This window comes from Nibrella viscosa (assembly GCF_039541875.1).
Lineage (GTDB): Bacteria > Bacteroidota > Bacteroidia > Cytophagales > Spirosomataceae > Nibrella > Nibrella viscosa.
The window spans coordinates 1-21,096 of record NZ_BAABHB010000002.1; the positions used below are offsets into that span (position 1 = coordinate 1).

Annotated in this window: 16 protein-coding genes; 5 read left to right on the top strand and 11 right to left on the bottom strand. The window is 53.3% G+C overall.

The window, feature by feature from the left end; genetic code table 11:
* Nucleotides 1-45: 45 nt before the first annotated feature.
* The 3 genes from ABD931_RS29365 to asnS form a co-directional block, all read right to left on the bottom strand.
* Complete coding sequence (locus tag ABD931_RS29365; protein WP_440590441.1) at nt 46-273, bottom strand: DUF6934 family protein; 228 nt, start codon at nt 271-273, stop codon at nt 46-48.
* 28 nt (nt 274-301) lie between these two features.
* Complete coding sequence (gene nuoH / locus ABD931_RS04715; RefSeq protein ID WP_345264492.1) at nt 302-1,387, bottom strand: NADH-quinone oxidoreductase subunit NuoH; 1,086 nt, start codon at nt 1,385-1,387, stop codon at nt 302-304.
* 79 nt (nt 1,388-1,466) lie between these two features.
* The gene (gene asnS, locus ABD931_RS04720) at nt 1,467-2,906 is read right to left on the bottom strand and encodes an asparagine--tRNA ligase (protein ID WP_345264493.1); all 1,440 of its coding nucleotides are present in this window, start codon (nt 2,904-2,906) and stop codon (nt 1,467-1,469) included.
* 143 nt (nt 2,907-3,049) lie between these two features.
* Between asnS and ABD931_RS04725 the strand changes: the two genes are divergently transcribed.
* The 3 genes from ABD931_RS04725 (at nt 3,050) to ABD931_RS04735 (ending at nt 9,244) form a co-directional block, all read left to right on the top strand.
* Nucleotides 3,050-3,706, top strand: a complete 657-nt coding sequence (locus tag ABD931_RS04725; protein WP_345264494.1) for an outer membrane beta-barrel protein — start codon at nt 3,050-3,052, stop codon at nt 3,704-3,706.
* Nucleotides 3,707-4,083: 377 nt separating this feature from the next.
* On the top strand, nt 4,084-6,555 hold the full coding sequence (locus ABD931_RS04730) for an outer membrane beta-barrel protein (RefSeq protein WP_345264495.1): 2,472 nt from the start codon (nt 4,084-4,086) through the stop codon (nt 6,553-6,555).
* A gap of 238 nt (nt 6,556-6,793) precedes the next feature.
* Nucleotides 6,794-9,244: an outer membrane beta-barrel protein gene (locus ABD931_RS04735; protein ID WP_345264496.1), complete on the top strand. Its 2,451-nt coding sequence runs from the start codon at nt 6,794-6,796 to the stop codon at nt 9,242-9,244.
* Nucleotides 9,245-9,282: 38 nt separating this feature from the next.
* On the opposite strand, the gene ABD931_RS04740 is transcribed toward ABD931_RS04735, so the two are convergent.
* The 4 genes from ABD931_RS04740 to ABD931_RS04755 form a co-directional block, all read right to left on the bottom strand.
* Nucleotides 9,283-10,470 (bottom strand): phosphoglycerate kinase, encoded by a 1,188-nt coding sequence (locus tag ABD931_RS04740; protein ID WP_345264497.1) that lies wholly within the window; start codon nt 10,468-10,470, stop codon nt 9,283-9,285.
* Between the two features lie 205 nt (nt 10,471-10,675).
* Complete coding sequence (locus ABD931_RS04745) at nt 10,676-11,995, bottom strand: acetylxylan esterase (RefSeq protein WP_345264498.1); 1,320 nt, start codon at nt 11,993-11,995, stop codon at nt 10,676-10,678.
* Nucleotides 11,996-12,432: 437 nt separating this feature from the next.
* Nucleotides 12,433-13,626 carry a hypothetical protein gene (locus ABD931_RS04750; protein ID WP_345264499.1) on the bottom strand — a complete coding sequence of 398 codons (1,194 nt, stop codon included), beginning with the start codon at nt 13,624-13,626 and terminating at the stop codon, nt 12,433-12,435.
* A complete protein-coding gene (locus tag ABD931_RS04755) occupies nt 13,623-14,615 on the bottom strand; it encodes a DUF2157 domain-containing protein (protein ID WP_345264500.1) in 993 nt (330 codons plus the stop codon). The genes ABD931_RS04750 and ABD931_RS04755 overlap by 4 nt, the downstream gene beginning before the upstream one ends.
* Nucleotides 14,616-14,763: 148 nt before the next feature.
* On the opposite strand from ABD931_RS04755, the gene ABD931_RS04760 reads away from it, so the two are divergent.
* Entirely contained in the window at nt 14,764-16,452 is a 1,689-nt protein-coding gene (locus ABD931_RS04760) for a VRR-NUC domain-containing protein (protein ID WP_345264501.1), read from the top strand.
* Nucleotides 16,453-16,498: 46 nt separating this feature from the next.
* Here the strand turns inward: ABD931_RS04760 and ABD931_RS04765 are convergent, their stop codons facing one another.
* Nucleotides 16,499-17,236, bottom strand: coding sequence for a class I SAM-dependent methyltransferase (locus ABD931_RS04765; protein ID WP_345264502.1), 738 nt, complete (start codon nt 17,234-17,236; stop codon nt 16,499-16,501).
* A gap of 210 nt (nt 17,237-17,446) precedes the next feature.
* Between ABD931_RS04765 and ABD931_RS04770 the strand changes: the two genes are divergently transcribed.
* The gene (locus ABD931_RS04770; RefSeq protein WP_345264503.1) at nt 17,447-17,821 is read left to right on the top strand and encodes a c-type cytochrome; all 375 of its coding nucleotides are present in this window, start codon (nt 17,447-17,449) and stop codon (nt 17,819-17,821) included.
* A 144-nt stretch (nt 17,822-17,965) separates the two neighbouring features.
* Here the strand turns inward: ABD931_RS04770 and rlmB are convergent, their stop codons facing one another.
* From rlmB to ABD931_RS04785, 3 genes are all read right to left on the bottom strand, one after another.
* A complete protein-coding gene (gene rlmB / locus ABD931_RS04775; protein ID WP_345264504.1) occupies nt 17,966-18,778 on the bottom strand; it encodes a 23S rRNA (guanosine(2251)-2'-O)-methyltransferase RlmB in 813 nt (270 codons plus the stop codon).
* The gene (locus tag ABD931_RS04780) at nt 18,751-20,046 is read right to left on the bottom strand and encodes a GWxTD domain-containing protein (protein ID WP_345265965.1); all 1,296 of its coding nucleotides are present in this window, start codon (nt 20,044-20,046) and stop codon (nt 18,751-18,753) included. Before ABD931_RS04780 ends, rlmB begins: the two co-directional genes overlap by 28 nt.
* Nucleotides 20,047-20,311: 265 nt before the next feature.
* Nucleotides 20,312-21,055 (bottom strand): GLPGLI family protein, encoded by a 744-nt coding sequence (locus ABD931_RS04785; protein ID WP_345264505.1) that lies wholly within the window; start codon nt 21,053-21,055, stop codon nt 20,312-20,314.
* Nucleotides 21,056-21,096 lie beyond the last annotated feature (41 nt).

Consider the following 21,096-nt stretch of genomic DNA (forward strand, 5'->3'; position numbering starts at 1 on the left):
GGAAAGCCTCAATCAGGCTGAAGAGTTGCTGAGTCTGGTCAGTAGCTAAAGTAGGCATGGGTGTTTTTTAGCCAAAAGTAGCGGCCCCGTAGGCAGCAGAAAAGACGGGGTTCGTCGGGTGGTTACTACTAACGCAAGGTTATATAAGTCACCGTCTTCATCAATTTGCTCGTACTGGATAAGCTTCACAATACGACGATTATCGCTGATACTTTCGAATTGAAAATTTAGTGAGTCACCGGAGTCGCTAAATTCGTAATGAGGCAGGTGCATTCTGCAAATTTAAACAAAGCACCATATTTTATCCGACCATCAATAGTCGCCAGACACCGGAAATTAGCAGCAGCACGATGCTGATGGGTGTCAGGACTTTCCAGCAGAGAAACATGAGCTGATCGACGCGCAGGCGGGGGAGGGTCCAGCGTACCCACATCTGCACCAGAATGGCAAAACCGGCTTTTGATAGCAGCCAGAACGCGCCGGTGATATTGCCCCAGACTGAACCGGGTACGCCACTGGTCCAGTCGGCCAGGCGAAGAGGACCAATATTGGGCAGGGGCGTATTCCAGCTACCCAGGAACAGAATAGCGCCCAGAAAGGATACCAGCAGCATCATGCCGTACTCCGACAGAAACAGCAGCGCCCAACGCATGCCGGAATATTCGGTATGATAACCGGCGACAATCTCAGATTCGCCTTCGGGAAGGTCAAACGGCGCGCGGTTCGATTCGGCCAGGGTGGCGATGAAGAAAATGACGTAGGCGATCAGCAGAAAGGGGTTGCGCAGGATGTTCCAGCAGAAAATGCCGCCCCATTCGGTGACGTTGACGCCCAGCGCTCTGATGCCGAACAGATAATTGGCTTCGTACGTATAGATGCCCTGCTGAAAGCTGATTTCCTGCAAATTCAGCGTCTGACAAATCATCACAACGCACAGAATGGTCAGCCCAAGCGGTATCTCGTATGAGACAATCTGCGCCACTGCCCGCATCGCGCCAAACAGTGAGTACTTGTTGTTGGAACTCCAGCCCGCCATCAGAATACCCACCACATCAATGGAGATAATCGCCATCAGATAAAACACGCCCACGGCGGTAGCGGAGCCCTGCAAATCGGGCGTCAGCGGAATAACGGCATAACCGGCAAAGATGGACGCAAAGATGATGGCCGGAGCCAGCAGAAACAGCCTGCGGTCGGCGGCCGCCGGTACAATGTCCTCCTTTTGCAGCAGCTTCAGCAGGTCGGCAATCAACTGTAGCAGGCCATACTTTCCCACCTCCATCGGGCCGAGCCGGTCCTGGATAAAGGCCGATACCTTGCGTTCGAGGTATACCCCGACCACCACATTACCGGTCACCATGGCGAGAAAGATGAGGAGAGCGAGCATAGGGGGAGTTAAGAGTTATGAGTTAAGAATTAAAAGGCTGCGCCAGCACTAATTCTTAACTCATAACTCTTAACCTTTATTAGAAGTCTGCGGATTTTGGCGTTCTGGGGAAAGGAATGACATCGCGGATGTTACCCATGCCGGTGACGAACAGCACCAGGCGCTCGAAGCCGAGGCCGAAGCCGGCGTGCGGGGCCGACCCGAACTTGCGGGTTTCCAGGTACCACCACAGGCCTTCGGGTTCAATGCCGACCTCGTGGATGCGCGTCATCAGTTTGTCGAGATCGTCTTCGCGTTGGGAGCCGCCGATGATTTCGCCGATGCCGGGGAACAGGACGTCCATCGCTCTTACCGTCTTCCCGTCGGCGTCCTGCTTCATGTAGAAGGCTTTGATCTCGCGGGGGTAGTTGGTCAGGATAACGGGCTTTTTGAAGTGCTTCTCCACCAGGTAGCGCTCGTGCTCCGATTGCAGGTCGATGCCCCACTTCACCTCAAACTGGAACTGTCCCTTTTTGGCGGGCTTTGAGTTCATCAGAATATCGATGGCTTCGGTATAGGTGAGCCGCTGAAAATCGTTGTCGACCACAAAGCGAAGTTTTTCGAGCAGGCTCATGTCGCTTTGCTCTTCCTTCTTCCTGGTCTTCTCTTCTTCTTTTAAACGATTTTCGAGAAAAGCCAGGTCGTCGGTGCAGTTGTCGAGGGCGTAGCGGATAACGTATTTCACAAAGTCCTCGGCCAGGTTCATGTTGTCTTCCAGTTCGTAGAAGGCCATTTCGGGCTCAATCATCCAGAACTCGGCAAGGTGACGCGTGGTATTCGAGTTTTCGGCGCGGAACGTAGGACCGAAGGTGTAAATTTTTCCGAGCGCCAGGGCACCCAGTTCACCTTCCAACTGGCCCGATACGGTCAGGTTAGCTTCGCGGCCGAAGAAATCTTCCGAGAAATCGATTTTGCCTTCTTCCGTGTGCGGCAGGTTATCAAGATCCAGCGTGGTGACGCGGAACATCTCACCGGCACCTTCGGCATCCGACGCAGTAATGATGGGCGTATGGAGGTAGAAAAAGCCGTTGTCGTTGAAATATTTGTTGACCGCAAACGCCAGCGCATGCCGGATGCGCAGAATGGCGCTGAAGGTGTTGGTACGTGGGCGCAGGTGAGCGATCTCCCGCAGGAACTCCAGCGAGTGACGCTTGGGCTGCAACGGATACTTCTCCGGGTCGGCGGGGCCGTAGAGGTGGATGTTGGTCGCTTTCACTTCCACGCTCTGCCCAGACCCCAGCGACTCTACCAACTGCCCGGTGATGGCTATACAGGCACCGGTGGTGACCAGTTTGATCAGATCTTCGCTGAACTGACCGGGTTCGGCTACCGCCTGAATGTTATGAATGGTAGAGCCGTCGTTGAGGGCAATGAAAATGGCGTTTTTGCTTTCGCGCTTGGTACGGACCCAGCCTTTTACGGTGACCTCGTGGCCCGTTTCGGTGGATTGGAGTAGCTGCTTTATCGGTAAATAACTCATTCCAGACAGTAGACGCTTGGTTTTGGTGGGGCAAAGGTAAGGAACTCCCGCAAAAAATTTTTTCAATCTCCTGCAACCTGCCGCGCACCGGCTGCATCTACCGGTCAGAAAGTCACAAGACAACCTTAAATCTATCCACACCAATGTTTAATCTTCGTACCATTCTGATGGTGGCAGCTATCGCTTTGCCCATCCTGTCCAACGCCCAGTGCGGCCACTCGTCCCGTTCCGATTTTGGCATCTACCTCGGCTTCAACAATTACAACGGCTCGGCTCCGGCTAATTACGAGCTGAGCACCGGCGGCTCGCGCTTTGTGGCGCTTGGCTGGCGCCGGAATCTGCGACTGGTCAACGGTACAGGAGCTGCCCTGCGGCTGGGTATTGGGCCCGAAATTGCCTGGAACAACTTCATGATCGAGAACAAATCGGTGCTGACCGAGCGCAATAATCAGCTCATTGTCGAGCCGGCTTCCATCGCTGTTCGAAAGTCGAAGCTGACCGTAGCGCAACTGAACCTGCCGGTGCTGCTAAATCTTTCTCTCAAGCCGTCGCGGCTATCCATTGGCGTAGGAGGGTATGCCGGTATCCGCGTCGACAGCTACACCAGTGTGAAGCCGGTGGGTGGAAATGCAGAACGGACAAAAGGTTCGTATAACCTGAACAATGTACGCTGGGGCCTGATGACCGAACTGGGCTGGAGCGGCCGGTCCAAATTATTCTTCCGCTACGAACCCACCACGCTGTTCCGCCCTAATGAAGGACCGGATCTGAATGTCTGGGCGGTGGGGGTACGGCTGTAAAAATTTTCTGAAAAATAATGACAACCGGATGCAACGGAACGCTACAGCTCCTGCTCTTTAGGGAGAATTGGCGCTGTAATTCCGTTTGTATCCAGTCAAAAGCGGCCCCGACATAAGCCAAAACCGCTCATCCAGTCGATCAGACCGCTTATGTAAGAAAAGGTACTTTGCAATGCATACTACCGCAACTTTGCATCGATCCTAAAATAAAGACGTACATCTTAACGATCAACAAAACCTGCCTGCACGCTCATCCGACGATTTACAGGGCTCGTCTCTGAGAATCGGCCTTTCGGCAAACAAAAATTTCGGAAGCGGTAAAACAGGTGAAACTTTGGGTGTCTAAACTAACAAACGGAATTACTTCTGTCCACACCATGAGAACTTTTATAACCTCTGCCCTGATGATTTGCCTTACCTTGTCAGCAACGTTCGCCCAGTCTCCGGTAAAGGGGAGAATCAGCGGAAAAGTGGCCGACGCTGCGGGTAAATCATTGGAATTTGTGACGATGATGCTGGTGAAAGCCAACGACTCTACCCTGGTCAAAGGCGCTATCAGCGACGTAAACGGCAACTACGAGTTCGACGGCATTGCCGCCGGTCAGTACAGGGTAGCGGCTCAGCAACTGGGCTACCGCAAGAACTTTACCACGCCGTTTGCCGTCGATGCCGAGCATACCAGTATCCAGTTGCCGGCGATCCAGATGGCCGAAGAGTCGAAGAACCTGGCGGAGGTAAAGGTAACGGCGAAGAAACCGTTCATTGAGCAGCAGATTGACCGGACGGTGGTGAATGTTGAAAACAGCATCGTAGCCAGCGGCAGCAACGCCCTGGAAGTGCTGGAAAAGGCACCGGGTGTCACCATCGACCGCCAGAACGATCAGTTGCAGCTGAAAGGTAAGTCGGGCGTACTGGTGATGATTGATGGGAAACAAACCTACCTGTCATCGCAGGAAGTGGCCAACCTGCTGAAAAACACCCCCAGCGACAATATTGAAAAGATTGAGATTATCACCAATCCTTCAGCCAAATACGATGCGGCCGGTAACGTTGGTATCATCAACATCAAGATGAAGAAAAACCGCGACGGCGGACCGCAGAATTTCGGTACTAACGGCACACTGACGGCGGGTGTAGGCTACGGGCGATTTGAAAAATACAACTCGGCGCTGAGCCTGAACCACCGCGAGGGTAAGATCAACGCCTTCGGTAACTACAGCTACTTCCACAACCGGCGGTTCCAGAGTAATGAGATCGACCGGGTGATACCGTATAATGGTACCGTTACCTACTTTAATCAGAATTCATACCGGCCCAACAATATCAACGGGCATAATTTCCGGGGCGGTATCGACTACTTCATCAGCAAAAAAAGCACCTTTGGCGTACTCGCCACCGGCTTTATCAACGACTGGCAGCAGCCTAACGGGGTTAACCATACGGTAATTCGCAACGCTGACCGGGAGATTACGATGATGCCGACCACCAATGTATCGGTCAGGAACAAGTGGACGAACCTGACCGGCAATCTGAATTATAAGTACGATTTTAACGGCAAAGGGCGCGAGCTGACCGCCGATATGGATTACTCGCGGTTCAACGGTGATTCGTATAACAACCTGGTAACCCGGTACACCGATGCGAGCAACCAGACTGTGAAGCCGACGGAGAACGTAAGAAACGACATGCCGTCGACCATCGATATCTGGGCGTTCAAAGCCGATTATGTACACCCGATGGGTAAAAGCGGCAAGTTTGAAGCCGGGGTGAAGAGCAGCTATGTGCAGTCGGACAATGACCTGGTGTATCAGAACCTGATCGACAGCCGCTGGATCGTGGACGAAACCAAGAGTAACCGGTTCAAGTACCTCGAAAACGTAAACGCGGCTTATGCGTCATTTGCCGGAAAGATTGACCAGAAAACGAGTATTCAGGCCGGGCTGCGGGTGGAGCAAACACACTCGAAAGGGAATTCGGTAACGCTGAATAAAATTGTCGATAGAAGTTACACGAACCTGTTTCCAACTTTCTTCGTATCGCGACAAATTGATACCAACAACGTTTTGAACCTTTCATACAGCAGACGGATCGACCGTCCGAATTATCAGAACCTGAATCCGTTTGTTTTTTATCTTGACCCATATACGTATCAGCAGGGTAATCCGTACCTGAAGCCACAGTTTACGAATTCAGTCCAGTTGACGCACGTGTATAAGGGAGCGTTCTCGACATCACTGAGCTACAGCCGCACCAACGACGTGATCGTAAGTGAGGTGCCGGGCCAGATTGCCGAGAAGAACATCACCTACGTAACGTCGGACAACCTCGCTACGCAGGATAACGTAAGCCTGACGCTGAGTTTTCCGGTGCGGGTAAGCAAGTGGTGGACCATGCAGAACAATGTAACCGGTTATTATAATAAATTTCAATCACCGTACCTGGGTGCACAGTATAATGTCGATTTTGTAGCCTTTAACCTGTATTCATCAAACAACTTTGTGCTGGGTAAAGGGTTCTCGGCCGAACTGTCCGGATGGTATAACTCTGCAGGCGTGTATGGTTTCTATCGCTACCAGCCGCAGGGGGCCTTCAGCATCGGTGTACAAAAGACTGTGCTGGACAAAAAAGGGACGCTGAAGCTGAATATCAACGATCCGTTCTGGCTGAATCAGTTTAAGGGTCGGGCCAATTACCAGGACATCAATTTCGGGGTTAACGCCCGCTGGGAAAGCCGCATCGTCCGCGCAACGTTTACGTACCGCTTTGGTAATCAAAATGTTAAAGCGGCCCGTCAGCGCAGCACCAGTACCGAAGCCGAGCGGAACCGCGCCGGTGGCGGCAACAATTAACAGGCATTCATAGCAACGCTATATAAGAGCTAGTTTAGTTTAGGTTAAGAAAACGCAAAAAGCCATTCCCGTCTTGAGGAATGGCTTTTTTGTTTGTTCCCCGCTCAAACCATTCATCCGTTCGCTTCGACCGTTTATGTAAGAACAGGTACTGGGTCATGCAAAGTACCGTAAATTTGACCTATTAAACTGATTGACACACAACTTCTTTCTATCCACACCATACTTCTAAATCAGCATGAAAACGTTTATCACCGCTGCTCTCTTTTTATGTCTGGCACTCTCTACTGCATTTGCCCAGGCACCGGTCAAGGGTAAAATCAACGGTAAAGTCGCCGATGCAACGGGCAAGTCGCTGGAGTTTGTAACCATGATGCTGGTGAAAGCCAACGATTCTACCCTGGTGAAAGGTGGCATTACCGATGTGAATGGGGCCTACGAGTTTGAGAACATTGCCGCTGGTCAGTACCGCGTGGCGGCTCAGCAGATGGGCTATGCCAAAACCTTCAGCGACGCGTTTGCCATTGATGCCGAGCATACCGCCATTCAGCTTCCGGCGCTTCAGATGATGGAAGCCTCAAGGAACCTGGCGGAGGTGAAGGTAACGGCGAAAAAGCCGTTTATCGAGCAGCAGATTGACCGGACGGTGGTGAACGTCGAAAATAGCATTGTGGCCAGCGGCAACACGGCGCTGGAGGTACTGGAAAAAGCACCGGGCGTGACCGTAGATCGTCAGAGCGAAGAAATTTCGCTGAAAGGTAAATCGGGCGTGATCGTCATGATCGACGGTAAACAAACCTATCTGTCCTCGCAGGAGGTTGCCAACCTGCTGAAGAATACACCCAGCGACAATATCGAAAAGATAGAGATTATCACTAACCCTTCATCCAGATACGATGCCGCCGGTAACTCGGGGATCATCAATATCAAGATGAAGAAAAATAAGAACTTTGGTACCAACGGCACCTGGATTGGTGGACTGGGCTACGGTCGCTTCGAAAAATACAACACGACGCTGAACCTGAACCACCGCGAAGGCAAAATCAACGCTTTCGGTAGCTACAGCTACAACGGCCGCCGGTCATTCAACGAAACGACCATCAACCGGGCGATTCCGTTTAACGGCCAGATTACCTACTTCGACCAGGTATCGTACCGGCCGATCAATTTTCAGGGTCATAATCTCCGGGGAGGTATTGATTACTTCATCAACAAGAAGAGCACGATTGGGGTCCTGGCGACGGGCTTCATGAACGGCTTTGAAGCCGATGGCATTAACCATTCGGTACTGAGCAACGCAAACCGCGAGGTAACACTCCGGCCCACTACCAACGCCCTCGCCAGAAACAAGTGGATGAACCTAACGGGTAACCTGAACTATAAATACGACTTCAATGGCAAAGGCCGCGAACTGACCGCCGATGTTGACTACTCTAAATACGATGCGGAGGGTAACAACAACCTGACGACCACCTACCTGAAAGCCGACAACACCACCGACCGCCCAACCGAATACGTACGCAACAAGATGCCGTCGGTAATTGACATTTGGGCGTTCAAAGCCGACTACACGCACCCGACAAAAAAAGGGAAGTTTGAAGCGGGTGTAAAGAGCAGTTATGTGCAGTCGGATAACAATATGGTGTTTGAGAACCAGATTGATAGTCGATGGATCATTGACGCTAACCGCACCAACCGCTTCAAGTATCTGGAGAACGTAAACGCGGCTTACGCCAGTTTCTCCAGCAAGCTCAACAAAAAGACCAGTATACAGGCCGGTCTGCGGCTGGAGCAGACGCACTCAAGAGGTAACTCGGTGACGCTGAACAGGGTGATCGACCGGAATTATGTGAACCTGTTCCCGACGCTGTTTGTGTCGCGGCAACTGGATACCAACAACGTGCTGAACGTTTCGTACAGTCGCCGGATCGACCGCCCGAACTACCAGGATCTGAACCCGTTCATGTTTTTTCTGGACCCGTACACCTACCAGGTAGGTAACCCAAACATTAAGCCCCAGATGACGCACTCGCTCCAACTGACGCATACGTACAAAGGCGCTATCTCCACTTCGGTAGGCTTCAGCCGCACCAACGACTTTATTATGCGCCAGGTGCCGGGCCAGATTGCCGAGCAGAACATCGCCTACGTCACCACCGAGAACCTGGCGGTGCGGGATAACGCCAACCTGACCCTGAGCTTTCCGGTGCCGGTGCGTAAGTGGTGGACTATGCAGAATAACATAACGGCTTTTTACAACCGCATCAACACGCCGTACCGGGGTGGGCAGTACAACGTGAGCTTCGTCGGCTACAACCTCTATTCATCCAGCAACTTTGTCCTGGGTAAAGGTTTCACGGGCGAACTGGCTGCCTGGTACAACTCAGCCGGTGTGGATGGCTTCTTCCGCTATCGGCCGATGGGCGCGTTCAGCCTGGGTGTGCAAAAGCAGGTGATGAACAAGAAAGGTACGGTGCGGGTGAACGTAAACGACCCCTTCTGGCTGAACAAGTTCCGGGGCGAAACCAACTACCAGGACATTAGCATGAAAGTGCAGTCATTGTTTGAAAGCCGTCAGGCCCGTGTCACGTTCACCTACCGCTTCGGTAACCAGAACGTGAAAGCCGCCCGCCAGCGCCGTTCCGCTACGGCCGATGAGCAGGGCCGGGTGCAGTCGGGAAATCAATAACATTAAGAGCCGCCGGGCACCCCGGCGGCTCTTAACCTTTATTCCAATGCCGCTACGCCCGGCAGGGTCTTGCCTTCCATATACTCCAGCAGGGCACCGCCACCGGTGGAGACGTAGCTCACGCGGTCGCCGTAGCCGGCCTGATTAATGGCGGAAGCCGAATCTCCTCCACCAATGAGCGAAAAAGCTCCGTTTTCCTCCGTGGCTTTGACTACCGCTGCGGCAATGGCGTTGGTGCCGGTGGCGAAGTTCTCGAACTCAAAAACACCCATCGGGCCGTTCCACAGAATGGTCTTTGATTTTTCGACGACTTCGGTAAAGAGCTTTATTGTTTCCGGGCCGATGTCGAGACCTTCCCAGCCATCGGGGATTTGACCCGTTTGCACAACCTGCCGGTTCGCGTCGTTGGAGAAGTCATCGGCGATGACGTTATCGACCGGCATAATGATGGTTACGCCTTTTTCCTTGGCTTTGTCGAGGAGTTGCAGCGCCAGGTCCTGCTTGTCGGCTTCGAGCAGCGACTTGCCGATCTGGCCGCCCTGTGCTTTGGTGAAGGTATAGGTCATACCACCACCGATGATAAGGTTGTCTACTGTATCGAGCAGGCGTTCAATAATCAGAATCTTGTCCGAAATCTTAGCCCCACCCATGATAGCGGTGAATGGCCGCTCGGCTTCTTCCAGTATTTTCTTGGCGTTATCCAGTTCGGCCTGCATCACGTAGCCGCAGACCCGGTCGTCGAAGAACTTACCCATCACGGCCGTAGAGGCATGCGCCCGGTGCGCCGTTCCGAAGGCATCGTTTACCCAGACATCGCCCAGTTCGGCCAGCTTTTGGGCGAACTCTTCGTCGCCTTTCTCCTCCTGCTTGTAAAAGCGCAGGTTCTCCAGCAGCAGAATTTCACCCGGTTGCAGCGAGGCCGCCTGGTCTTTGGCCGACTGCCCGATGCAGTCATCGGCAAACTTTACCTCCCGGCCAAATGCTTCCGTTAAGGCCGGCAGCAGGTGCTTCAGCGAGTATTTTTCTTCGGGACCGCCTTTCGGCCGGCCCAGGTGCGACATCAGGATCGCCGAACCGCCGTCGTTCAGGATTTTGGTGATGGTAGGAATGGTCGCTTTAATGCGTGTGTCGTCGGTGATGGTATAGTTCTCATCGAGGGGCACGTTAAAGTCCACCCGAACGAGGGCCTTTTTGCCGGCAAAATTGTAAGAGTCAACCGTTTTCATAGGGTAGATACAGCCGAAGAATCAGCCAATGTTTAGCGAAAACAAATCTGTTTGCGCGGCAAAAATGGGGAAAATCAACGTAATAGGAGGGACACTGGAAATAAATTTATGCTTTTACTCCAACGCATCGGCGGACCATCGCTTCTGGGACGGCCCGCCGATGCCGTTGTACCCCAGTTCATTTGTTAACCCCTTCGGGGTTATTTTACTTCTGCGCCACTGCCTTAAACTGCGAGAACAGCCACGCATCCGATTTTTCCCATTGCTCCGGATAAGTCCAGTGACCGGTATCCTGGGCGATGAACAGCGTTTTAGGGGCATTGATGACGTTGTAGGCCGCGTGCATAGACGTAGGCGGGCAGGTCTCGTCGTTGTAGCCCCAGGAGTAGAAGCCGGGGATTTTTAGCTGCCGGGCAAAGTTGACCACATCGTAGTATTTGGAGGTCTTCACCCGATCCGGCTTGTTGTTGAAGGCCGCATTGGCTTCCGAAAACATATGGGGCCAGCCGCCGGCCCGGCTTTTCAGGTAGCCGGTCAGGTCGGAGAGGGCGGGATAATAGGCCACCAGCCACTTGATGCGGCTATCGAGGGCCGCCGTGACGATGGACAACGCACCACCCTGGCTGCCGCCCACCACGGCCAGATTGCTGCCGTCGTACTCCGGAAGGCTGCTGATGAGGTCAACGGCCCGGACGCAGCCCAGGTATACCCGCTTATAGTAGTAATTGTCGCGGTCGTCGAGGTTCTGGGTCCAGTAACCGGCTAAGGGGCCTTTTCCTAAATTGTCGTACACCTCAGCGGGCATGGTCACGGGTACGCCGTGGATACCCACCTGGAGGGTAATAGCGCCCTTTTCGGCGCGGGCTACATCCCCCGAGTACGGCCGCACCCCGGCTCCCGGTACTTGCAGAATAGCGGGGTATTTGCCAGGGGCTTTCGGTACGCATAGGATGCCGTAGTAGCGGGCTCCTTCGCGCATGGTGTTGAAATTGACATGGTAGACGTTCACCTTCTCGGTGCAGCGCTCCGGCAGCAGCACCATGCGGGCATCGAGCGGAATTTTAGCGGCTTCCGCTTTGGCTTTGTCCCAGAAGGCGGTAAAGTCCTCAGGTTGGTCGGTGGCGGGTTGAATAGCGTTGGCGTCGTAAGCCGCCGTGGCTAAACCTTTGTACTCCTTGCCGTCCACCTGCGCGTACACTTCGCAACGCAAAAAGCCGGGTGTAGACATAGTGCCGCCGTCGATGGTCGCTTTGCCATCTTTCAGTTTCAGCGTGCCCGATTTGACCGGCTTCATCTTCTCCGGCATTACCGCGTACCGGACTTCGGCATTGGCGAGACCCACATTGGCCTGGGTTACCTGCACCGTAAAACGGACGGGCTCACCCACTTTGTACTCCCAGTTGGCCCGGTCGGGCGACACCAGTACCTTGATGTACCGTTCAACGGGCTGGGCGATGGCCTGCGGCAGCAGGGCGATGAGGAGCAAAAAGACATAAAGGCGTTGGGATACAGGAGTATGCTTCATATCCAGGAAATAGGAGGTTAGCGAGTATTTTCTTTAGAAAGCCGATTTTTGGAATTATTACTTACCCGCTGCCTTCGCGAGTAGCTGTTTTTGTGAGCGTGTAGCCGGCAACGCGACAAAACCATCCGGTAGAACCTCTGCTCGGCCGCGATTAATTTTAAAGAAATAAATGAGCCATATTAGCTTGCCCTTACAGGGCAGAAAGCGGCAAAAGAATCGGCTGGTGCTATAAACCGCTGACCCCTCCGGGGTAAAATCTCATAAATTACCCCGGAGGGGTCAGCGGTTTATAGAAACGAAAACGCGTTCACCTGGCAAACTGCTCTGTAAGGGCAAGCCTATTTTTGCACGATTATTTTTTTGAAATCAATTCGGGGCATACTGTTTGTAGCACAATGCCTCAAAAGCGATTCGTGCGTGCCGTAGGTACGCAACATTTAATACTCTTTCCCCGCGCCACCACCGCCGAAGTCACCACCCCCGTAGCTGAAGCCTTTTGGTTGCTGGGTGGAGGATGCCGCCTGAATGGCACCGATGGTTTCGGCATCGAGGAAAAACTCTTTGGGTGAATCTTCGTCGGGTACGTCGGTGAAGCCGTAGCGGGGCTCCCGCAGGTAACGGATAAGGGGTATGCTGACCAGCACCAGCAGCAAGCCGCTTACCGTCAGGTGAACCGACCAGGGCAGTACGCCAATGTACTCACGGGCGGTGGCTACTGCGCCGGCGGTACCTAAACAGGCCAGAATGATAAACATGCGGTTCCTGTGCGTGGTGCCGAGGTACCCGTACAGCAGCGGAATGCCAAACGTAAACAGCCAGAAAAGCCACGACAGCGCAATCTGGGGCGCACCGCTGAATGCACCCCGCAGATTCAGGTCGGGCTTGAGCAGGAAGGATACTACCTCCCGGACAAAGAAATAGTTGCCGTTGATCAGCAACAGACTGAGCGTCATCCACTGCGCCAGATTCAGCGTATCGGACCAGTATACATTTTTCTGCGACCGCAGCGACAGGTCCAGCTGCAACGCCAGCCAGTAAAGGCCTGCCGACAGCGCCATCATAACAAACGGAATGATAACGTGCGCGGCAGCCGTATCGTTGAGCAGATCGAACACCAGCGCATACACGGCACTGACCAAACCAACCATCACTATGAGGTCGCCATAGTACCAGACCACGGCAAACAGTACCGGCAGCGATACCAGGCACCGCGCCCATACCGACGTGTTATCCGGCAGCCAGACGTTCAGGCCAATCACCAGCAGGGCCGTCATAAAGGCGATCAGGGCATTATCGACCCCGTTGCGGAACATTCCCTGTTTACGAATCAGGAATTCGACCAGAAAGCCGATGCCGATGCCCAGCAGGATATTAAATAAGCCGGTGGCAAAGGACTCCTGCAGCACATCCGACAGAATGAGCCCCAGCAGCGCATAGCCACCACTGGCGGCCACGATCGAAAAGAGAAACAGCCCAATTTCCACAAAGGCGCTGGTATCTCTGAACCTGACCGGGAATGTCTCTTTGATGGCCGCCAACTGCGCGTCGTTGACTAGTCCCTCGCGGTGCCAGCGCTGGGCCTGGTTGGTAATTTCCCGGTTGTAAATCCATGCTTCGTTGTACGCTTTCATGTCGTTACCAGGGTTCGGCGGTAGTGGAGCAGGTACATGACCAGTCCAATGCCTGTCAGCAGAAAATACAGGGTGCCCACATAGTTGTTAGGCTCCAGATAATGGAACAGCAGATAGGTAAACCCGATATAGCCATAAACGGAACTCATCAGGGCATACAGAAACGCCCGTTCGCGCCGGGAGCGGCCGCGCCGGGCATAATTGTACCGGGCGTAGCGGTCGAACAGGAAACAGGCGGCTGCCAAACCGAGCGCAAACATTATCCGGAGGTCGTCAAAGTTAAACACCCCTGCCACTAAGGCTAAAAGTAACAGGTTACCGGCAATGGTCAGGTATGTAAACGTAAAGTGCCGCTTGATAAGCTGCCGTTCCAGGAACATACCGGCACCAATCAGCACCAGGCTGAGAATAATGGCCGAGAAGGTAATCTTCAGGTCAAAAAAGTTGCCTTTAAAATACAGGTTCAGCGGCTGAATGGTCACGCCGATCCAGGATATCAGGGCGACCAGCGCCATACTGAGTACCCCCCGGTGGTCGAAGCGGTAGGCCAGGATCAGAAACAGGACCGCTGGAATAATGGTCACCAGGCCGTAGCGTTCGCCGAACAGGTTGTACTGGTATTGCAGATAACCCTCCAGCGTCAGAAACAGCAGACAGCCCAGAATAAGGGCGTAATCACTAAATGGAGACCGGCTTTTGACGTGCCGGTTGCTCATGGGGGGTCGGTAAAGCCAGGCAAAGGCGAAACAGAGCAGACACAGCACACTCATGGTAACCACCACGGCGGTGTGGCTAATGCGATCGATATTGTCATAGATCAGCAGACCAAGCCCCATCGCAAAGAGCAGGATGCCTACGTACAGAATAGACCGTAGCTCAAAGTGAACCGAAAACGGTCGCCGGTCCTCGATGTCGGCAATGGTCGTCTGCTGTTCTTTGGATAACAGCCCCTGTTGAGCCAGTTCGTCAAGTATGGTTTTGGGACTCATAACGCTTGGTCAAAACGGTCTGGACGGGCTGTTTGCCTCCTGCCGAATTTTAATATACGTCCTGTTACCTGTGGATAGCCCACGGGGACATATACCGACATATTTTTGTTATATTCCTATAAGGAACGCTGTAGAACGCAATAGGTTTATGGTTGGGCGTCAGAAAATAGAATTACCGTCTAAATATTACCTCGATAATTTCCGCTATCTGCTCGACTTTGTGCAGCGGCTTTACGGCGGCCTGATGAACGAAGCGGAGTGGGATTTTGTTCGGCGCTTTGATGCCCTGACCGAAGATGCCCAATGCCTGTTTGTGCGATTCAGCAACCGGAAGGGGCTTTTTTTTCGGGTTAACAAGCTGAATTATAAAGAAATCGAGGAGCTGCCGGCTGCTCTGGGCGAACTGCTGCTGGGCGGCTTTGCCGAGCGGCTCTCGGCGCACCACGAAATCATGGGTGCCGAGGTGCTCAATACGTTTACCAAGCCCGAGCTGCTGGAGCTGTTGCCGCTGGAGCCGGAGGAGCTAAAACCCCTCTCGAAGCAGAAGAAAGAGGAGGTGGTCCGCTACGCCCTGCACGAGCTGGACTTCGGTGAGATTGTTACCAGCCTGACCACCCGCGAAACGGTGGTGCAGATGAATTTTGAAGCCGAGGTGATGATGCTGAAGTACCTGTTCTTTGGTAACCGCTCGTCGGATATGTCGGAGTTTGTGATCCGGGATCTGGGGATGGTCAATTTTGAGCGCTACGATGAGTCGAAGCTGACGGCCCGGTTTCGTACCCGCAAGGAGGTGGAAGATAAACTCCTGATTTCGCTCACCAACGAAGAGTTTCGCGAGTTAAAGGATGCCGAAATGCCGGCTGAGGATATTTACAACTGGTTTCTGAACTGGAACGAAACCCGCCCGGAACTGACCGAAATAGCGATACCCGGCTACCAGAAGCTGGTTGTCAGGGTAGGGGCGTTTCTGGAAAAGCAGAAGCTGCCGGAACAGGCATTGGCGGTCTACGAACTGTCGGACCGCGTACCGGCCCGCGAACGGCGCGTGCGGCTGCTGTTCCGCTACGGCCTGGTTGACGAAGCCCTGGCGCTGTGCGACGAAATCGCCGTTACCCCACAGAACGCCGAGGAAAAGTTCTTCGCCAATGATTTCCGCGAGAAGATCATGAGCGCGGGGGAGAAGAAGCGCAGCAGGAAATCGACCACCCGCTTTTTGTCCGATGCCGAGAGCGTATCGATACCGGCAGCATACCGGCACCATGTCGAAGCGGGCGTGATGGCGTATTACCTGGAGGAAGGCTACGATGCCGCCTTTACCGAGAACTATCCCTGGCGCGGACTCTTCGGGCTGGTGTTCTGGGATATTATTTACGATGCCAACGTGCAGGCCATTCACCACCCGCTGCAGCGCACGCCTTCTGACTTCTACCTGCCCGACTTCTACCTGAAGCGTGAAGACCTGATTAAAAAGCGGCTCAGCGAACTAACCACCACCGACGACTGGCGGGCGCATACTGAGCGGATGTACAAGGAGAAGAACGGCATCACCAACGTACTGGTCGACTGGAATGAAGAACTGCTCTCGCTGGTTCACCGGCTTATCGACCTGCTCGAACCGGCGCAGCTTCGGCTGATTCTACTGGAGATAGCCCGCAGCCTCCGCGAAAACACCCGTGGCTTCCCGGATCTGCTCATCTGGAACGAAGACGGCCAGTACGAATTCGTCGAGGTCAAATCCCCCACCGACCATTTGGGTGCGCAACAACTGCACTGGCTCCAGTATTTCCAGTCTATTGGGGTGAAGGGAAAGGTTGTGCGGGTGATTTGGGAGGTGTAATGTACGGGTCAGCCGGAGCGGTCCGACGTTTCGGCTAACCTGTACATTACACCCGCCCCACCCTCAGCATTACCGGAAACTTAACATCCTTTTCTTCCTCTCCCCAAATACCGGCAAACGCTTCAGCCAGGTATTCGACGGGGTCGGTTTCGTGCTGGCGGATGTAGTTCTGCACGGCAGACCAGGTGCGGAGATAGTTGAGGAAGCGGTCGGCGGTCCAGTAGCGGTGAATGATGAACTGGCGCTGCTGAACGTCTGCGAAGGGAAAGGAGAGATTAACATATTTTTCGTCAATATGCCGGCGATGCGGGTCCCAGTAGGGACCGACGCGGTTGCGGTAAAAATCCTGAATTAAAGGGTCAAGGGTGTCGTCTACGAAAGAGACACCGTACATCCATTCGGCAATAATGGCGCCTGGTCTGGCTACGCGCCTGACTTCGCGATTGAACGCTTCCACATCAAACCAGTGCAGGGCCTGCGCCACCGTAATCAGGTCAAAATGCTGGTCTGGAAACGGTGTCTGCTCGGCCGGAGATACCTGGTAGCGGATGTTGGGACGCTGAACGGCTTTGCTCAATTGCGCTTCACTAATGTCGGTGGCTTCTACCTCGCTAAAATAATCAGCCAGTACACCAGCTACCTGCCCGTTGCCGGTGGCACAGTCCCAGGCCCGCTGTCTGTCACCGGCAAAGGACAGCAAATAGTCATACACCTCAGCGGGATAGTCGATGCGGTATTGCCGGTAGAGATCGGCGTGGCCGGAAAAGCGGTCGATAGATGGCATAGCGTTGCGTGGGGGTAAGTTGTTAAAAATCTGAAAAAGTTTTTACACAGATTAAACCTTCCGGCTTTTGTTCGGTCCAATAAAAGGCTGAGGCTGCAAAAAGTTGTTATAAAATTGGCTGATACACGTATTCAGTTTAATTTTGTTAGTCTAATTCAGCCGACTTGAACGCTTTTGTTTCACTCTAGTGCCTTTTAACTTAGTTTTCTAATGAAAAAAACGCTTGGAACCCTTCTGGCTGCGGCTCTGCTGGCCGTGTTATCTTTTTCCGCTAAGGCGCAGACCAAAGTGCCGGATGATATTAATGCACTGCTGAGCAAGCATACCTGTCTGGCCTGCCACAATGCGGATACCCGTCTGGTCGGTCCTGCTTACAAGGATGTAGCGAAGAAGAAATATACAAACGCACAGATTGTTGAGTTGATTTATGAGCCTAAGCCGGAACACTGGCCGGGTTATCCGCCGATGGCTCCGATGAAGCAGGTGCCGAAGGAAGATGCCCTGAAGATTGCCGGCTGGATTAACTCTCTGGCGGGTGGTGCGTCTAAAGCACCGGCCAAGAAACCGGCTTCCAAGAAGTCTTAATTTAGTCGCTAGTCAATAGTCTCCAGGAGACAGACTGAGGCCTATTTTATTTTGCATAAAAGAGCCGACCTGTGAATAGAGGTCGGCTCTCTTTTTGTCGGCTAGCCCCAAAGCCATTATCGACTAACGACTAATTACTGCCGTCTATTCTCCCGTTTGCCCCGTCAGGCTGCGCTGCCGGACCACTTCGTACAGCACAACGCCGGTTGCTACAGATACATTGAGCGAGCCCACTTCGCCGAACATAGGAATACGAACGTGGGTGTCTACCAGCTTCAGCAATTCGGGCGAGATACCGTCTTCTTCGGACCCCATCACAATGGCAATCGGTCCTGAGAGGTCAGCATCATAGATGTCGCGGTAGCTCTTTTCGGTACAGGCTACCACCTGAATCCCAGAATCCTTCAGGTAATTGATGGTGCCTACCAGATCATACTCCCGGCAGACGGCGATATGGTTCAGGGCACCCGATGAGGTCTTCATCGCATCGGCGTTGATCATAGCCGATCCCCGGCCGGGAATCACAATGGTCTGCACCCCAGCGCATTCAGCCGTGCGGGCAATGGCCCCAAAGTTGCGCACGTCGGTGATGCGGTCGAGCAGCAGGAAGAAGGGCGTTACGCCTTTTTCGTAGACATCGGCGATGACGTTGGAGAGTTTGACATAATTAATGGCCGAAATGAAACAGATCACACCCTGGTGGTTCTTGCGCGTCAGGCGGTTCAGCTTCTCCACCGGCACCCGCTGAATGGTCACCCGGCGCTCGTAGGCCAGTTGCTGGATTTCCGGGTGACTGAGGCCTTTCTCCATCAAAAGCCGGTCGATCTCCTTTCCCGATTTCAGGGTTTCCATCACCGATTGTATACCAAATACCATTTCATCCGGTTCCGGACGAAAGGCTGGACGGGAGCGGTTCCCCTCCGAACGATTTATTCGCGAATTGCGCCGGTTCTCCATGCTTCTACTATCGGGTACCAGATGGGCTGGTACTCCACATACCGCACCAGTTCATAATGGTCCTCGACAAATTGATTAGGTCTTTTGTTGAATGTAAAATTAATTTCTGACACATTGGCCCGCTTGGTGTACACCCACACCTCGCGGTCGCGGCTGCGCTGCACGCGGTCGGGCGGGCCGAGGATGATGTAGATCATACCCTTGTCGGTCTTCCAGCCTTCCTTATAGCTGGTAAACAGCTTATTGGCTTCCTCCACACGATTATAATACGCCCGGATAGCCCGGCGGGCCACTTCTTCATTACCCGACATCAGGCTCAGCCAGTATCGATCCAGGGCTTTTTTGGCATCGGGGGCGTTGTTGAGTTCGTTTATTTCCTGGCTGGTGCTCATATACAGCACCGGCCTGATCAGCTTCTCCGGCCGGGTTATGCGCGGAAATCGCTTATCGACCGCCACCAGTCCTATACCCGCTGCGTCGGTAGTATCTTCCACAAAAAAGTAAAGGCCCTCTTCTGCTAGCTGAAGGGGTTGGTTAGTCATTATCATCACGGCCGTATCCACCGCCAGCGACTTCGGAGCCGGCCGGGAAGAGGTGTTCATCGGCGACTGGGCCGGGTCGAAATCATGCTTGTAGCGGAACAGGTAAAGCTGGCGGCTGGTTCCGGCTACGTCCCGAATTACGAGGGTATCGTTCACATTGACGTAATTTTTCAGTTGCGGCAGTTGACCGTTCGGGGTGTACAGGGAAAACCGGTCGCTCAGTTTGGTCGACTTGAAGCGGATGGGCAGGTCGTTCAGGGCTTTTTTGCCGTTGCTGGTTTCCGAAATTTCGGTAAGCAGCACTGCGTTAGTGGCATTTGCCGGCTTTTTTACATCAAACGTCAGCGTCAGGTGGTCACCGTCCGCTACTGCCACCTGCGCACTCAGCGGTACATTGCCGTAGCCAAGCCGTTCGCGGTTGTTGTAGTCGGCATACATCACGTAGTTGACCAGGAAGTGCGAGCTTAAATCGTCAACGGTCAAGGGCTGCCCACTGGGTTGCCGGCCGTAGATGTTCAGGAAAACGCGGGCACTAGTGGAGTCGATGCTCAGAAACTTGCCTTTAATTGCCGTAATCGTGTACTCACCCGAAGGAGCCGCCGGCATCATGGGGGTAGATACCGTGGGGCGTGGAGCGTTCTTCGCTGTTTGCGTTTGCTGCGTCTTTTTGTTCGATGCGCAGGCCGAAAACATCAGGAATATAGATAATAAGGGTAAAAAGCGCATAGCCAACATAGCATAGGGGGGTAATCAGGCACTGGTATGTATCAAAATTAAACGAAAAAAGCCGGTCGATTAGTCGACCGGTGGGGATATTTTTATGCAGAAGGGTAGACGCAGGACTTTGGACGTTAGATAGTAGACGTTGGACTTTAGACTTTAGACGTTGGAGGTTAGACGTTAGACGTTAGACTTAGGCGTTAGTTGACAATGTCCAGCGTCCAACGTCTACTATCTAACGTCCAGCGTCCTGCGTCTAACGGTCAACCCCCTAATACCGAATGGCCCAGTAAGGATTCCGCTGGGCTTTGATGCTGTCGGCGATATGATCGGCAATCAGCTTATTGTATTCTTTTTCGGTAATCTTTTTGCCCTTCGCTTTCGGCTTCGGAATTTCTTTGTCGATTGGCTTGAACTCCACTTTGGTGGCGGTAATCAGGGCGTCGCCGTCGTTGATGTCCAGCTCCAGAATGAGACCGGGCAGGCCGAAATACTGCTCCGGACCGGCCTGCACCGGAATATCCTGCGCAAACCAGGCGGTTACTTTCTGGTTTTTTACCGAATCCATCGTCTCGGCGCTCATGCAGATGTGGCCGGCTACTTCTTTGATCTTGTTGGTAACTTTCCACCGGGGTGTACGCAGCGAATCATCGATCACGTAGGTCTTGCCGAGCATTTCCATGATCTCGATCTTCTTTTCCTTATCAAAATTTCGCTGAATCACGTATTCATCATTACGCCAGGAGTACCGGCCGTCGTCCGACTGCGCCTGCTCGCTTTCGTAGGTGTATAGGCTCTGGGCCGGGCTGAAGTACAGCTTCATTTTTACCTTCCAGTCCTCGCGGCTGCCCCAGGTCATCTTCATTCGGTCTTTTTCTTCCTGGCTCAGAAACGTCATCCGCGAATAAATCTTCACCCAGCTCTGCGACCGTTCGTAGGTGACAATGCCCGCTTCCTGTGCGTGGGCGGATATGTGCAGGATTGTTAAAACTATGAGAAGTGCTATTGATTTCATAAAGAAAGAGTGAAAGAGTGAATGAGTGAATGAGCGAAAAG

Coding starts and splice junctions, on each gene's coding strand:
- ABD931_RS29365 (WP_440590441.1), bottom strand. CDS start 273: ATGCACCTGCCTCATTACGAATTTAGCGACTCCGGTGACTCACTAAAT.
- nuoH (WP_345264492.1), bottom strand. CDS start 1,387: ATGCTCGCTCTCCTCATCTTTCTCGCCATGGTGACCGGTAATGTGGTG.
- asnS (WP_345264493.1), bottom strand. CDS start 2,906: ATGAGTTATTTACCGATAAAGCAGCTACTCCAATCCACCGAAACGGGC.
- ABD931_RS04725 (WP_345264494.1), top strand. CDS start 3,050: ATGTTTAATCTTCGTACCATTCTGATGGTGGCAGCTATCGCTTTGCCC.
- ABD931_RS04730 (WP_345264495.1), top strand. CDS start 4,084: ATGAGAACTTTTATAACCTCTGCCCTGATGATTTGCCTTACCTTGTCA.
- ABD931_RS04735 (WP_345264496.1), top strand. CDS start 6,794: ATGAAAACGTTTATCACCGCTGCTCTCTTTTTATGTCTGGCACTCTCT.
- ABD931_RS04740 (WP_345264497.1), bottom strand. CDS start 10,470: ATGAAAACGGTTGACTCTTACAATTTTGCCGGCAAAAAGGCCCTCGTT.
- ABD931_RS04745 (WP_345264498.1), bottom strand. CDS start 11,995: ATGAAGCATACTCCTGTATCCCAACGCCTTTATGTCTTTTTGCTCCTC.
- ABD931_RS04750 (WP_345264499.1), bottom strand. CDS start 13,626: ATGAAAGCGTACAACGAAGCATGGATTTACAACCGGGAAATTACCAAC.
- ABD931_RS04755 (WP_345264500.1), bottom strand. CDS start 14,615: ATGAGTCCCAAAACCATACTTGACGAACTGGCTCAACAGGGGCTGTTA.
- ABD931_RS04760 (WP_345264501.1), top strand. CDS start 14,764: ATGGTTGGGCGTCAGAAAATAGAATTACCGTCTAAATATTACCTCGAT.
- ABD931_RS04765 (WP_345264502.1), bottom strand. CDS start 17,236: ATGCCATCTATCGACCGCTTTTCCGGCCACGCCGATCTCTACCGGCAA.
- ABD931_RS04770 (WP_345264503.1), top strand. CDS start 17,447: ATGAAAAAAACGCTTGGAACCCTTCTGGCTGCGGCTCTGCTGGCCGTG.
- rlmB (WP_345264504.1), bottom strand. CDS start 18,778: ATGGAGAACCGGCGCAATTCGCGAATAAATCGTTCGGAGGGGAACCGC.
- ABD931_RS04780 (WP_345265965.1), bottom strand. CDS start 20,046: ATGCGCTTTTTACCCTTATTATCTATATTCCTGATGTTTTCGGCCTGC.
- ABD931_RS04785 (WP_345264505.1), bottom strand. CDS start 21,055: ATGAAATCAATAGCACTTCTCATAGTTTTAACAATCCTGCACATATCC.